This is a genomic window from Streptomyces sp. ML-6 (assembly GCF_030116705.1).
Classification (GTDB): domain Bacteria; phylum Actinomycetota; class Actinomycetes; order Streptomycetales; family Streptomycetaceae; genus Streptomyces.
Map to the genome: position 1 here is coordinate 6117359 of NZ_JAOTIK010000001.1, position 12759 is coordinate 6130117.

Annotated in this window: 12 protein-coding genes; 9 read left to right on the forward strand and 3 right to left on the reverse strand. The window is 72.5% G+C overall.

Annotated features, from left to right (window positions below; translation table 11 throughout):
* Nucleotides 1–73 precede the first annotated feature (73 nt).
* Entirely contained in the window at nucleotides 74–1072 is a 999-nt protein-coding gene (locus OCT49_RS27120; RefSeq protein WP_283854409.1) for a TAXI family TRAP transporter solute-binding subunit, read from the reverse strand.
* Between the two features lie 101 nt (nucleotides 1073–1173).
* Entirely contained in the window at nucleotides 1174–1782 is a 609-nt protein-coding gene (locus OCT49_RS27125; RefSeq protein ID WP_283854410.1) for a TetR/AcrR family transcriptional regulator, read from the reverse strand.
* Between the two features lie 106 nt (nucleotides 1783–1888).
* Between OCT49_RS27125 and OCT49_RS27130 the strand changes: the two genes are divergently transcribed.
* The 4 genes from OCT49_RS27130 (at nucleotide 1889) to OCT49_RS27145 (ending at nucleotide 5342) form a co-directional block, all read left to right on the forward strand.
* Nucleotides 1889–2392 (forward strand): DUF4345 domain-containing protein, encoded by a 504-nt coding sequence (locus OCT49_RS27130; RefSeq protein WP_283854411.1) that lies wholly within the window; start codon nucleotides 1889–1891, stop codon nucleotides 2390–2392.
* Nucleotides 2393–2554: 162 nt separating this feature from the next.
* The gene (locus tag OCT49_RS27135) at nucleotides 2555–2908 is read left to right on the forward strand and encodes a hypothetical protein (RefSeq protein WP_283854412.1); all 354 of its coding nucleotides are present in this window, start codon (nucleotides 2555–2557) and stop codon (nucleotides 2906–2908) included.
* Nucleotides 2909–3024: 116 nt separating this feature from the next.
* Entirely contained in the window at nucleotides 3025–4554 is a 1530-nt protein-coding gene (miaB, locus tag OCT49_RS27140) for a tRNA (N6-isopentenyl adenosine(37)-C2)-methylthiotransferase MiaB (RefSeq protein WP_283854413.1), read from the forward strand.
* Between the two features lie 74 nt (nucleotides 4555–4628).
* Nucleotides 4629–5342: a class III extradiol dioxygenase subunit B-like domain-containing protein gene (locus OCT49_RS27145; RefSeq protein WP_283854414.1), complete on the forward strand. Its 714-nt coding sequence runs from the start codon at nucleotides 4629–4631 to the stop codon at nucleotides 5340–5342.
* A 193-nt stretch (nucleotides 5343–5535) separates the two neighbouring features.
* Here OCT49_RS27145 and OCT49_RS27150 read toward each other — a convergent pair whose 3' ends face one another.
* Nucleotides 5536–5772, reverse strand: coding sequence for an antitoxin (locus tag OCT49_RS27150; RefSeq protein WP_283854415.1), 237 nt, complete (start codon nucleotides 5770–5772; stop codon nucleotides 5536–5538).
* Nucleotides 5773–5959: 187 nt separating this feature from the next.
* Between OCT49_RS27150 and miaA the strand changes: the two genes are divergently transcribed.
* From miaA to OCT49_RS27175, 5 genes are all read left to right on the forward strand, one after another.
* Nucleotides 5960–6898 (forward strand): tRNA (adenosine(37)-N6)-dimethylallyltransferase MiaA, encoded by a 939-nt coding sequence (gene miaA, locus OCT49_RS27155; RefSeq protein ID WP_283854416.1) that lies wholly within the window; start codon nucleotides 5960–5962, stop codon nucleotides 6896–6898.
* 106 nt (nucleotides 6899–7004) lie between these two features.
* On the forward strand, nucleotides 7005–7445 hold the full coding sequence (locus tag OCT49_RS27160) for a hypothetical protein (protein WP_283855961.1): 441 nt from the start codon (nucleotides 7005–7007) through the stop codon (nucleotides 7443–7445).
* Between the two features lie 112 nt (nucleotides 7446–7557).
* Entirely contained in the window at nucleotides 7558–8430 is an 873-nt protein-coding gene (gene dapF / locus OCT49_RS27165) for a diaminopimelate epimerase (RefSeq protein WP_283854417.1), read from the forward strand.
* A gap of 243 nt (nucleotides 8431–8673) precedes the next feature.
* The gene (locus OCT49_RS27170; protein WP_283854418.1) at nucleotides 8674–10860 is read left to right on the forward strand and encodes a RelA/SpoT family protein; all 2187 of its coding nucleotides are present in this window, start codon (nucleotides 8674–8676) and stop codon (nucleotides 10858–10860) included.
* 311 nt (nucleotides 10861–11171) lie between these two features.
* Nucleotides 11172–12626 carry a M1 family metallopeptidase gene (locus OCT49_RS27175; protein WP_283854419.1) on the forward strand — a complete coding sequence of 485 codons (1455 nt, stop codon included), beginning with the start codon at nucleotides 11172–11174 and terminating at the stop codon, nucleotides 12624–12626.
* Nucleotides 12627–12759: the final 133 nt, after the last annotated feature.

The window sequence follows — 12759 nt, forward strand, 5'->3', positions numbered from 1 at the left end:
GGCGATGTGCGGGGCCGGGTGGTGTGCGGGAGCAGGCGGTGGGCGGGAAGCGGGCGACGCTGCGGGAACGGGGTCAGGGCTTGACCGAGCGGTAGTAGCGGCTGGCCCCTTCGTGCAGCGGCAGCGGATCGGTGTAGATCGCCGTGCGCAGATCCACCAGCTGCGCCGCGTGCACCTCCCTCCCGATCCGGTCCCGGCTGTCGATCACGGTCCGGGTGAACGCCTCCGTCAGCGCCGGGTCCGAGTGCTTCGTGGTCACCAGCACATTGGAGACCGCGACCGTCGGCACCGCCTGCCCCTGCTGTGCGTTGCGGTAGGCGTCGGCGGGCATCACGGCCGAGCGGTAGTAACGGGCGGACCCGCCCGCGGCCTGGAGCCTCTCGACCAGCCGGGCCTCCAGCGGCACCAGCCGGATCGGGAACCGGCCCGCCAGCTCCTGCACGGCGGTGGTGGGCAGTCCGCCGGACCAGAAGAAGGCGTCGAGCCGTTCGTCCTCCAGCTGCTCGGGCATGGTGTCGATGCCGACGGGAACCGGTGTCACGTCGTCCTCGGGATCGAGACCGGCCGCCGCCAGCACCCGGTCGGCGACCAGACGCACCCCCGAACCCGGCTGCCCCACCCCGACGCGCTTGCCGCGCAGGTCCGAGACCTTCCGTATCCCCGAGTCCCGGGGCACGACCAGCTGGATGTAGTCGTCGTACAGCCGCACGCAGCCCCGCAGCAGGTCGGCGCCGGGCTTGCCGCTGCTCAGATAGGTGGCGAGGGCGTCGGTGGTGGCGATGGTGAAGTCGGCCTTCCCGGAGGCCACCCGGGCGATGTTCTGCTGCGACCCCTCGCTGGTCTGCAGCCGTATCGACACCTGGGGCAGATCCTTGGCCAGGTCCCCCCTGAGCCGTTCGCCGTAGCGCTGGTAGACCCCGCTGCGCACACCGGTGCTGAAGGTCAGGGTTCCCGTCGGCTCCGACGGCCCGAGCGGGAGCAGCCACCACAGCAGCAGCCCGAGCACGACGACGAGGGCGGCGCACGCCCGGAGGGCACGGCGCCTGCCGATGCGGGAAAGAGCCTGGAGCATGGCGGCGATCCTGCCAGCCCGTCCCGGCGATGACCAGGGCCGATCTCACTGTTTCCGCCGGGGCCGGCCGTCGGCTTCCCCGTTTCCGCCGGGGCCGGCCGTCAGCGGGGCCAGTCGGGGGCGGGGTCCTCGTCGAGAAGCGGCCGGATGGCGCCCAGCACGGCGCCGATGCACACGTCACGCAGTTCGGCGCGGGTGCAGGTCTCCTCGGTGAGCCAGTCCACGCAAAGCACCTGGACGAATACCAGCCAGCTTTTCAGGACGCCCGACACGGCCTTCCGGGTGCCCTCGTCGGCGAGTGGGAGGACGTCGAGCAGCCGCTCGCGCAGGGCGTCGAGCTCGTCGTTCATGATCGTCTGGATCAGCCGGTCGCCCGCCAGCACCCGGTTCGCCGCCAGGACGGTGTTGCGGTTCTCCGCGAAGTACCCGATGTGGGCGTCCAGCCCCTCGGTGAGCTGCTCGACGAGGGTGTCGGCGGGGTCGAACCGGCTCCTGGCGAGCAGCTCCGCGGCCACCTGCTGGTAGAGCGCGGCGAAGAGATCGCGCTTGCTGGGGAAGTGCTGGTAGAGCAGCGCGCGGGAGACGCCGGCCCGCTCGGCGACCCCTTCCATCAGGACGTCGTCGTACGGGCGCGCGGCGAAGAGCTGCGCGGCGACGGCGAGGAGCTGGGCGCGTCGTTCGGCGGGACTGAGGCGCTGACGGGGAGACACCCGCCCATGCTACTTGACACATGTCTACTAGATGGCCGTAGCTTGGTAGACGCGTGTCCAGTAAGGCGTCCGTCGAACAGAGTCGACCAGAGGGGGATGGTGGATCGTGTCCAGAGGCAAGGTGCTCCGGGGGCTCGTGACGGCAATGGGGTACGTCTGCGTGGCGATCGGGCTCTTCCACGTCCTGCTCGGGAACGCCGCGATCCCGGGCGAGGGCTCGGCCGGTCCGACGATCGACAGCCTCGGACGGTTCTTCGGCGCGGCCTTCGCCGGGTACGGTCTCGCCTGGCTCTGGGCGGCCCGGCAGTCGCCGATTCCCGCGACGGCGGTCCGGTGGCTGGCCGGGGTCTTCCTGCTCGGGGCGATCGGGCGGGTGCTTTCGCTGGCCGTGCACGGGTGGCCGCACTGGTTCCAGGTGGCGCTGGCGGTCGTCGAACTGGTGCTGGCGCCGTTGCTCCTCCTGCTCGCGGACGCCGAGGAACGCGCGGGCGCCGAGGAACGCGCGGGCGCCGAGGAACGCGCGGGCGCCGAGGAACGCGCGGAAGCGGAAGAAGGCACGGAATCGGAGAAGAAGAAGGAAGAGGCGCGGGCACGGGAGGCGGGCGCCTGACGTGACGGCCGTGCACCAGGGGGCGGCTTCGCGCGGGCGGTGGGCGGTTGGGCGGTCCGGTCCGGGCCGGGAAACCTCGTGGCCGTCGCGTTCGCGGGGCCGGTATCGTCCGGTTCCCGGCCCGCCGTACCGACGGCTTCCCGCGTTCCGAAAGCGATGACCATGACCAGCGGACGAGCGACGACGACCCTGTGGCGCCCCACCGGCCCCAAGGAGCTGGAGCTGGTCCGCGAGCTGGACTGGCGGGCGTGGCCGCCCCGGCTTCCCGAGCAGCCGATCTTCTACCCGGTCCTCGACGAGGAGTACGCGATCATGATCGCGCGGGACTGGAACGTGAAGCACGACGGCGCAGGCTTCGTCACCCGGTTCGAGGTCGAGTCGGACTTCCTGAGCCGTTATCCCGTCCGGCAGGCGGGTGGACGCACGATCCTCGAACTCTGGGTTCCGGCCGAGGAGCTCGACGAGTTCAACGCCCACATCGTCGGTGAGATCCAGGTGATCCACGAGTTCCGCTGACATCGGGCCGGGGGAGGGAGTGCCGCCCCTCCCCTCCGTGCCCCGCCGCACGGGCACCGACGGCGTCCCGGCCCGAGGCGGCGGGGGCCCTCCCCGGACCGCCTACCCTTGTGGGCATGACCAGCAGCAGCGACCGGAGCCCCGCAGTGAGCGTCGAGGGACCCAAGACCTACGAAGTCCGCACCTACGGGTGCCAGATGAACGTCCACGACTCCGAGCGGCTCTCGGGGCTGCTGGAGGGCGCGGGTTACGTCCGTGCGGACGAGGGTTCCGACGGCGACGCCGACGTCGTGGTCTTCAACACCTGCGCGGTGCGGGAGAACGCCGACAACAAGCTCTACGGCAACCTCGGCCGGCTCGCCCCGATGAAGACGAAGCGCCCCGGCATGCAGATCGCCGTCGGTGGCTGTCTGGCGCAGAAGGACCGCGACACCATCGTCGAGCGGGCCCCGTGGGTCGACGTCGTCTTCGGCACGCACAACATCGGCAAGCTGCCGGTGCTGCTGGAGCGCGCCCGGGTCCAGGAGGAGGCGCAGATCGAGATCGCCGAATCCCTGGAGGCGTTCCCCTCCACCCTCCCCACCCGCCGCGAGTCCGCCTACGCGGCGTGGGTCTCCATCTCGGTCGGCTGCAACAACACCTGCACCTTCTGTATCGTCCCGGCGCTCCGCGGCAAGGAGAAGGACCGCCGCACCGGCGACATCCTCGCCGAGATCGAGGCCCTGGTCGCCGAGGGCGTCTCGGAGATCACCCTGCTCGGCCAGAACGTGAACGCGTACGGCTCCGACATCGGCGACCGCGAGGCGTTCTCCAAGCTGCTGCGCGCCTGCGGGAAGATCGAGGGACTGGAGCGGGTCCGCTTCACCTCCCCGCACCCCCGCGACTTCACGGACGACGTGATCGCGGCCATGGCCGAGACGCCCAACGTGATGCCCCAGCTCCACATGCCGATGCAGTCGGGCTCGGACGCGATCCTCAAGGCGATGCGGCGTTCGTACCGGCAGGAGCGTTTCCTCGGCATCATCGAGAAGGTGCGCGCCGCGATGCCGGACGCCGCGATCTCCACCGACATCATCGTGGGCTTCCCCGGCGAGACCGAGGAGGACTTCGAGCAGACCATGCACGCGGTCCGCGAGGCGCGCTTCGCCAACGCCTTCACCTTCCAGTACTCCAAGCGCCCCGGGACGCCGGCCGCCGAGATGGCGGACCAGATCCCCAAGGAGGTCGTCCAGGAGCGGTACATGCGCCTGTCCGCCCTCCAGGAGGAGATCTCCTGGGAGGAGAACAAGAAGCAGGTCGGCCGGACGCTGGAGATCATGGTCGCGGAGGGCGAGGGCCGAAAGGACGGCGCGACCCACCGCCTCTCCGGCCGTGCCCCCGACAACCGGCTGGTCCACTTCACCAAGCCGGACGAGGACGTGCGGCCGGGCGACGTGGTGACCGTCGAGATCACCTACGCGGCCCCGCACCACCTCCTTGCCGAGGGGGCTCCGGTGGCCGTGCGGCGGACCCGGGCCGGGGACGCCTGGGAGAAGCGCAACGCGGCCGAGGCCGCCAAGCCGGCCGGGGTGATGCTGGGCCTGCCCGGCATCGGGGCCCCGGCGCCGCTGCCCGCCGCGGCGGCCCCCGGCTGCGGCTGCGACTGACCCCGGGCCGTCGGCCGTCCGGCGGACGACGGTGGCCGACCGGTGCGCCGGGCCCAAGCAGTACGCTGCCCACCATGCTTGTCGCCGCCGCTGTCTGCCCCTGCCCGCCCCTGCTGGTACCCGAGGTCGCCGCGGGTGCCGCTCCCGAGCTCGACGCCCTGCGGGACGCCTGCGCCGAGGCCGTCGGCGTGCTCGCCGCGGCACGCCCCGAACTGCTGGTCGTGATCGGCCCGGCGGACCAAACGGGACGCGGCCCGCATCCGGAGGGCGCCACCGGCACCTTCGGGGGCTTCGGCGTCGACCTCGGCGTACGGCTCGGGCGCGACCTCGCGCCGGCGGGGGCGGGCCCGCTCCCGCCGTCCCTCTCCGTCGGTGCCTGGCTGCTCGCCCGCGCGGAATGGAGCGGGGTGCCGGTCGAGGGGCTGGGGGTGGGGGAACCGCTCGAAACCGGCCGTTGTGCGGACACCGGGCGGAAGCTGGCCGGCCGGGCGGAGCGGGTGGCGCTGCTCGTGCTGGGCGACGGCAGCGCCTGCCGCACGCTCAAGGCCCCGGGCTACCTGGACGAACGGGCCGAGGCGTTCGACGCGGCCGCCGCCCGCGCACTGGGCGCCGTGGACCCCGACGCGCTGCTCGCACTGGACGAGGAGCTGGCGTACGAGCTGAAGGCGGCGGGCCGGGCCCCCTGGCAGGTGCTCGCGGGGGCGGCGCGAGGCGCGGGCCTGGACGGGCGCCTGCTGTACGACGACGCCCCGTACGGCGTGGGGTACCTCGTCGCCGCATGGTCCTGAACAGTCGGCCGGAACGGGCGGGGCCCTGAGCAGACGTCCCGGACGGGCGTGGCCCCGAGCAGTCGGTCACGAAGGGGCGTGGCCCTGAGCAGACGTCCCGGACGGGCGTGGCCCTGAGCCGTCGGCCCCGGACCACGGGGGCGGCCGCACGGTCTCGCCGTACGGCCGCCCCCGGACCTGATTCAGCACAGGGTCAGGGAGCGGGCGGCGCACCACCCTCGTTCTTGTGGGACAGGCGCTCGACCGCGTCCTTGGCCTTCCGCGTGCCGGACTCGATCTTGTCGCTGTACTTGCCCTTGGTCTTTTGATCGACCGCCCGTGCGGCCTTGTCGAGCCCTTGGTCGATCTTGCCCCCGTGCTGATGCGCGAGTTCGCCGACCTTGTCCTTGGCGGGGCTCAGCTTGGCCTTCAGATTGTCCAGGAAGCCCATCGGGCACCTTCCCTGCTGGGGGACTGGGATCGGACGCTTCCCCAAAGGGGAGAAACGCCCACATTCACTTCGAATTCTACTGGGATGGAAGTGGAAGTGTTCGGTCCGGTGGGGGTCGGGCCGTCGCGCGGTGTCGCTCCTCCCTCACTCGTTGGGAGCAGTCGCCGGGGTTTGCGAGACTGGGGCGGTGAGTAGCTCAGCTCCCGCACCGCGGGTCATCACCGTCGTCGGTCCCACTGCGGCCGGAAAATCCGATCTGGGAGTATTCCTGGCTCAGCAGCTCGACGGCGAGGTGGTCAACGCCGACTCCATGCAGCTCTACCGGGGGATGGACATCGGCACCGCGAAGCTGACGCTTCCGGAACGCGGATCCGTCCCGCACCACCTCCTGGACATCTGGGACGTCACCGAGACCGCGAGCGTGGCCGAGTACCAGCGGCTGGCGCGCGCCGAGATCGACCGGCTGCTCGCCGCGGGCCGCACCCCCGTCCTGGTCGGCGGCTCCGGGCTCTACGTGAAGGGCGCCATCGACGCCCTGGAGTTCCCCGGCACCGACCCCGAGGTGCGGGCCAGGCTGGAGGAGGAGCTGGTGGAGCGCGGCTCCGGGGCCCTGCACGCCCGGCTCGCCGCCGCCGACCCCGAAGCGGGCCGGGCCATCCTGCCGAGCAACGGCCGCCGGATCGTCCGGGCCCTCGAGGTCATCGAGATCACGGGCAAGCCCTTCACCGCCAACCTTCCCGGCGACGACGCGGTGTACGACACCGTCCAGATCGGCGTCGACGTGGCCCGCCCCGAACTCGACGAACGCATCGCCCGGCGGGTCGACCGGATGTGGGAGGCCGGGCTCGTGGACGAGGTGCGCACCCTGGAGGCGCGGGGGCTGCGCGAGGGCCGGACCGCGGCCCGGGCGCTGGGCTACCAGCAGGTGCTCGCCGCCCTGGCCGGGGAATGCACCGAGGGCGAGGCGCGCGCCGAGACCGTCCGCGCCACCAAGCGGTTCGCCCGCCGCCAGGACTCGTGGTTCCGCCGGGATCCGCGGGTCCGGTGGCTGAGCGGAGCCGCCCGGGACCGTGGGGAACTCCCGCACCTGGCGCTGGCGTTGATCGAACGAGCGGTTACAGCCTGATCACGTGATGGCATCGGGAAGCCCTGCCCGTCATTTCGGCGCCCCGGAGCGTGCCATCATCGAGCATCGATCGACAGTGAGGTCCGAGTTGGGAGGGCGCGTGGCGATGGAGGCCGGCCCTCGCGACACTGGACAGAACACACCGGGCACCCTGCACGGGGCGTCGGGGCTGAGCCCCGACGGGCCCGACGAGCTCGAGCCGACCCCCGAGGTCGAGGTCGAGCTGCGCCCCGTGCGACGGCTGCGGATCTGGCAGCTCGCACCGATCGTCATGCTCGCCGCGGTGGGGTCGCTGATGTTCGCCTTCCCGCTGGCCTTCGAGTTCGGCGGCGGCGGGGCGGTGGTGGCCATGCTCGGCCTGCTGATCAGCTGCTGCGCCGCGGGCTGGGGCATGATGGCCGCCCGCCGGGTGGGGTACACCTGGCCCGGCCTGCCCAAGAAGGGCTCGGGCGAGCGGGCCGACTGGCGGATGATCGCGCTGTACGTGCTCGTGGGCGTCTCACTGGTCGCCCTGGCCGTCTGGCGCGTGGCGCGGCTCCGTCACTGAGGCCGGGGGTGCGGACCGGCCCCCGGATCCCACCGGGACACCGTCCCCGGCCGGGTCGTCCGGGGGACGGACGGCCCCGGCGGCCGACCGGACCGTTTCGTACAGTTGATCCGTGAGCACCTCCCAGATCGCCTTCCTCAAGGGCCACGGCACCGAGAACGACTTCGTGATCGTTCCCGACCCGGACAACGCCATCGACCTGTCCCCGGGCCTCGTCGCACGTCTCTGCGACCGCCGGGCCGGCATCGGCGGCGACGGCCTGCTGCACGTCGTACGGTCCTCCGCGCACCCCGAGGCGCGGGCCATGGCGGCCGAGGCCGAGTGGTTCATGGACTACCGCAACGCCGACGGTTCGGTCGCCGAGATGTGCGGCAACGGGGTGCGGGTCTTCGCCCGCTTCCTGCAGCGTGCCGGACACGTCGAGGAGGGCGACCTCGCCATCGCGACCCGGGGCGGCGTGAAGCGGGTGCACATCGCCAAGAACGGCGACATCACGGTCTCCATGGGGCGCGCCCGCCTTCCCGCGGAAGGGGTGACGGTCAGCCTGGACGGCCGCAGCTGGCCCGCCCGCAACGTGAACATGGGCAACCCGCACGCGGTGGCCTTCGTCGAGGACCTGGCCCACGCCGGCCCGCTGTCCTCGGTGCCGCCCTACAGCCCCGCCGCCGTCTACCCCGACGGCGTCAACATCGAGTTCGTCGTGGACCGCGGCCCGCGCCACGTCGCGATGCGGGTCCACGAGCGCGGCTCGGGCGAGACCCGCTCCTGCGGCACCGGCGCCTGCGCCGTGGCCGTCGCCACCGCCCGCCGGGACGGCACGGACCCCGCGGAGACCGGCACCCCCGTCACGTACACGGTCGATCTGCCCGGCGGCACCCTCGTGATCACCGAACGGCCGGACGGCGAGGTCGAGATGACCGGACCGGCCACGATCGTCGCCGAGGGCCTCATCGACCCCGCCTGGCTCGAAGCGGCACTCGGCTAGGGTCTTTCGGTCGGCCCCGGCCCGCCCCGCCCCGCACGAAGGGCCCGGAGTAGTGGCCGAACCCGGTCAAAAGCACTCCGGGTCCCCAAACGGAAGCCCTGGGAGCTTCGCTCGAATGGGTGATCCGTTTCACGCTGGGCGAGAGCGGGTCTCCGCCACGTGGTGGGCTCGGTAGCATCAAGCACCGGCCCGGAGGCACGACCGTGCTTCCCCACCGCCGGTCGACGTCGCCGGAGGTGCCCCATGAGTGCAGAGGCCACCAGCCCACCAGATGCTCCCATCCGCAGACGGGGCCGCCCCCGGATCGATCTGCGCAGGCTGGGCCGGGTCGCGCTGCTCGGCCCCACGTCCCGCGACCGGCTGCCCGACGCGATCAGTCACGTCGCGGAGGCCCACCGCGCCCACCACCCGGACGCGGACCTCTCCATCCTGCACCGGGCCTATGTGCTCGCGGAGTCCTCGCACCGCGGACAGACGCGCAAGAGCGGCGAGCCGTACATCACGCACCCGCTCGCCGTCACACTGATCCTCGCCCAGCTCGGCGCCGAGACCACGACCCTCACCGCCTCGCTGCTCCACGACACCGTCGAGGACACCGATGTGACACTCGATCAGGTGCGGGAGCAGTTCGGCAAGGAGGTCTGCTACCTCGTCGACGGCGTCACCAAACTCGAGAAGGTCGACTACGGGGCGGCCGCCGAACCCGAGACCTTCCGCAAGATGCTGGTCGCCACCGGCGACGACGTCCGGGTCATGTCGATCAAACTCGCCGACCGGCTGCACAACATGCGCACCCTCGGCGTGATGCGCCCCGAGAAACAGGCCAGGACCGCCAGGGTCACCCGCGACGTACTGATCCCGCTCGCCGAACGGCTCGGTGTGCAGGCGCTCAAGACCGAGCTGGAGGACCTCGTCTTCGCGATCCTCCACCCCGAGGAGTACGAGCACACCCGCGCGCTGATCGCCGCCGCCTCCGAGCGGGCGGCCGGCCCCGATGGAGCGTCCCCCCAGGACCCGCTCGCGGCCATCGCCGAGAACGTCGCGACGGTGCTGAGGGAAGCGGACATCGCCGCGGAAGTCCTCATCAGGCCGCGCCACTTCGTCTCCGTGCACCGGGTCGGCATCAAGCGCGGCGAACTGCGCGGCACCGACTTCGGCCGACTGCTGGTGCTCGTCGGCGAGGACGCCGACTGCTACGCCGTGCTCGGCGAGCTGCACACCTGCTTCACCCCGGTGATCTCCGAGTTCAAGGACTTCATCGCCGCACCCAAGTTCAACCTGTACCAGTCGCTGCACACCGCCGTCGTGGGCCCGGACGGCGCGGTCGCCGAAGTCCTCATCCGAACCCACCGGATGCACAAGGTCGCCGAGGCCGGAGTCATCGCCCTGGGCAATCCGTACGCCGCGGAGAACGGCACCGGCGCCCAGGCCGCCGAACCGGCGGACGGGGAGCGCGCCGACCCCACCCGTCCCGGCTGGCTCTCCCGGCTCCTCGCATGGCAGCAGTCCGCCCCGGACCCCGACACCTTCTGGACCACGCTCCGCGCCGACCTGGCCCAGGACCGGGAGATCACGGTCTTCCGGACCGACGGCGGCACGCTCGGACTGCCCGCCGGGGCCAGCTGCGTCGACGCCGCCTACGCGCAGTACGGGGACGACGCGCACAACTGCATCGGCGCCCGGGTCAACGGCAGGCTGGCCACCCTGGGCACCGTGCTGAGCGACGGCGACACCGTGCAGCTGCTGCTCGCCGAGGACGCCGCCTCCGGCCCCTCGCCCGACTGGCTGGACCACGCCCGGACCCCCGCCGCCCGCATCGCGATCACCGGCTGGTTCGACGCCCACCCCGAGAGCGCCGAGGACTCGCACCACGACCGGGCCGCAGGTTCCGGCCCCGAGCCGCGACCCCGGGCCGTACCCCCCGGCAAAGCCGTGGAACCCGGGCACGGCCCCCGCCCCCGGGAGGCCGACGGCCGCACGGCGAACGCCGTGGTGGACCGGCCGGACGCCACCGTGCGCCTCGCGGGCTGCTGCACCCCCGTACCCCCCGACGCCGTCACCGGCTTCGTCGTGCGCGGCGGCGCCGTCACCGTGCACCGGCTGGAGTGCCCGGCCGCGGTCCGGATGCGGTCCGTCGGCCGGGTGCCGGTCGAGGTGAGCTGGGGCGACGCCGCCGAATGCCGGGTCACGCTGGTCGCCGAGTCCTTCGGCCGCCCCCGGCTGCTCGCCGACCTCACCGAGGCGATCGCGACGGCGGACGCGGCGATCGTCTCGGCCACCGTCGAACCGCCCAGCGAACAGCGCGTCCGGCACACCTACACCCTGCAACTCCCCGACGCCGCCGGACTGCCGGCCCTGATGCGCGCGATGCGTGACGTCCCGGGGGTGTACGACGTGAGCCGCGCCCAGCACCCCGCGGCCACCGTCTGACCCGCGGCGCGGCGCCGTCCGCCACCGGACCGTTCCCGTGTCCGCCACCGGGCCGTCCGCCCGGACCGTTCCCGTGTCCGCCACCGGGCCGTCCGCCCGGACCGTTCCCGTGTCCGCCACCGGGCCGTCCGCCCGGACCGTTCCCGTGTCCGCCACCGGGCCGTCCGCCCGGCCTGTTCCCGTGCGGACTGCCCCCTTCGGACCGTTCCCGTGCGGCAGACGGCAGCGCGAGGACCCGGCCCGGGGCCCCGTTCGGGTGGCGCGGCGCGCGCCGCGCCTGCCGGGCAGGAAGTCGCTGGTAGCGGTAGTCCATGCCGTTCATCTCCCGCCGCCTGCGGGCCGCTCTGCTGGTCACCACATCGGCCGCCCTCGTCGCCGCCGCCCTCCCCTCGCCCCGGCCGCTCGGCATCGGGGATCCGCTCTTCCCGACCCTGGGCAACCCCGGGTACGACGTCCTCGCCTACGACATCGGACTGACATACCACGGCGACAACAGCAAGCCGCTGGACGCCGTCACCAGGATCGACGCGCGGACCACCGAACAACTGGACCGGATCAACCTCGACTTCGCCAGGGGGACCGTCCGCGCGGTCGAAGTGAACGGCCTGCGCGCCGACTTCGCCGTCGAGGAGGAGGACCTGGTCATCCAGCCCCTGGGCCGGCTCCCGGCCGGGGTGCCGCTGCGCATCACCGTCCGGCACACCAGCGTCCCCGACGACGACAAGGGCGCCGGGGGCTGGGTGCGCACCGCCGACGGTCTGGCCATGGCGAACCAGGCCGACGCCGGGCACCGGGTCTTCCCGAGCAACGACCACCCCTCCGACAAGGCGTACTTCACCTTCCGGATCACCACCCCCGCCGACCTCACCGCGGTGGCCAACGGACTGCCCGCCGGCACGGTCCGCCGCGGCGACGACACCACCCGGACCTACCGGACCGAACACCCCATGGCCACCGAACTGGCCCAGGTCACGATCGGGCGTTCCGCCGTCCTGCACAGGACCGGACCGCACGGGCTCCCGGTGCGCGACGTGGTGCCGGCCGCCGACCGCGAGCGGCTCGAACCCTGGCTCCGCAAGACGCCCGCCCACCTGGAATGGATGGAGCGGCAGGTCGGCCGCTACCCCTTCGAGACGTACGGGCTGCTGATCGCCGACACCGAGACCGGCTTCCAGCTGGAGACCCAGACGCTCTCGCTCTTCGAGCGCTCCCTGTTCACCGGGCCCGGCCACCCCGAGTGGTACGTCGACTCGGTGATGGTGCACGAGCTCGCCCACCAGTGGTTCGGCGACAGCGTCTCCCCGCAGATGTGGTCCGACCTGTGGCTCAACGAGGGACACGCCACCTGGTACGAGGCCCGCTACGCCGAGGAGTACGCCGACCGGCCGCTGGAGGACCGGATGCGTGCGGCATACACCAGGTCCGACGGCTGGCGCGCCGCGGGCGGCCCGCCGGCCCGCCCGTACCCCCCGGAGCCCGGCCAGAAGATCAGCCTGTTCCGGCCGGTCGTGTACGACGGCAGCGCACTGATCCTGTACGCGCTGCGCCAGGAGATCGGCGAGGACGCGTTCGACCGGCTGGAGCGGAGCTGGGTGCACGAGCACCGGGACTCCAACGCCACCACCGAGGACTTCGTCCGGCTGGCGTCACGGACCGTGGGACGGGACATGACCCCGTTCCTAGACGGCTGGCTGTACGGCGAGAAGACGCCGCCGATGCCGGGACACCCCGACTGGCGCAGTGCCGAGCCCGCCGCACGGCGATAAATCCAGTGACGCGCGAGGTGGCGCGTGCCACTATCGAGGAGTCGCCGCGGCGGCCGGAACGGGATTCCCGCAGCGGGAATCATCGGGAGAGGTCACGCGTTGTGACTGATGTACCGGACTCCCCGGATTTCCA

Coding starts and splice junctions, on each gene's coding strand:
- OCT49_RS27170 (WP_283854418.1), top strand. CDS start 8,674: ATGAGTGCAGAGGCCACCAGCCCACCAGATGCTCCCATCCGCAGACGG.
- OCT49_RS27150 (WP_283854415.1), bottom strand. CDS start 5,772: ATGGGCTTCCTGGACAATCTGAAGGCCAAGCTGAGCCCCGCCAAGGAC.
- OCT49_RS27175 (WP_283854419.1), top strand. CDS start 11,172: ATGCCGTTCATCTCCCGCCGCCTGCGGGCCGCTCTGCTGGTCACCACA.
- OCT49_RS27160 (WP_283855961.1), top strand. CDS start 7,005: ATGGAGGCCGGCCCTCGCGACACTGGACAGAACACACCGGGCACCCTG.
- miaB (WP_283854413.1), top strand. CDS start 3,025: ATGACCAGCAGCAGCGACCGGAGCCCCGCAGTGAGCGTCGAGGGACCC.
- OCT49_RS27135 (WP_283854412.1), top strand. CDS start 2,555: ATGACCAGCGGACGAGCGACGACGACCCTGTGGCGCCCCACCGGCCCC.
- OCT49_RS27145 (WP_283854414.1), top strand. CDS start 4,629: ATGCTTGTCGCCGCCGCTGTCTGCCCCTGCCCGCCCCTGCTGGTACCC.
- OCT49_RS27120 (WP_283854409.1), bottom strand. CDS start 1,072: ATGCTCCAGGCTCTTTCCCGCATCGGCAGGCGCCGTGCCCTCCGGGCG.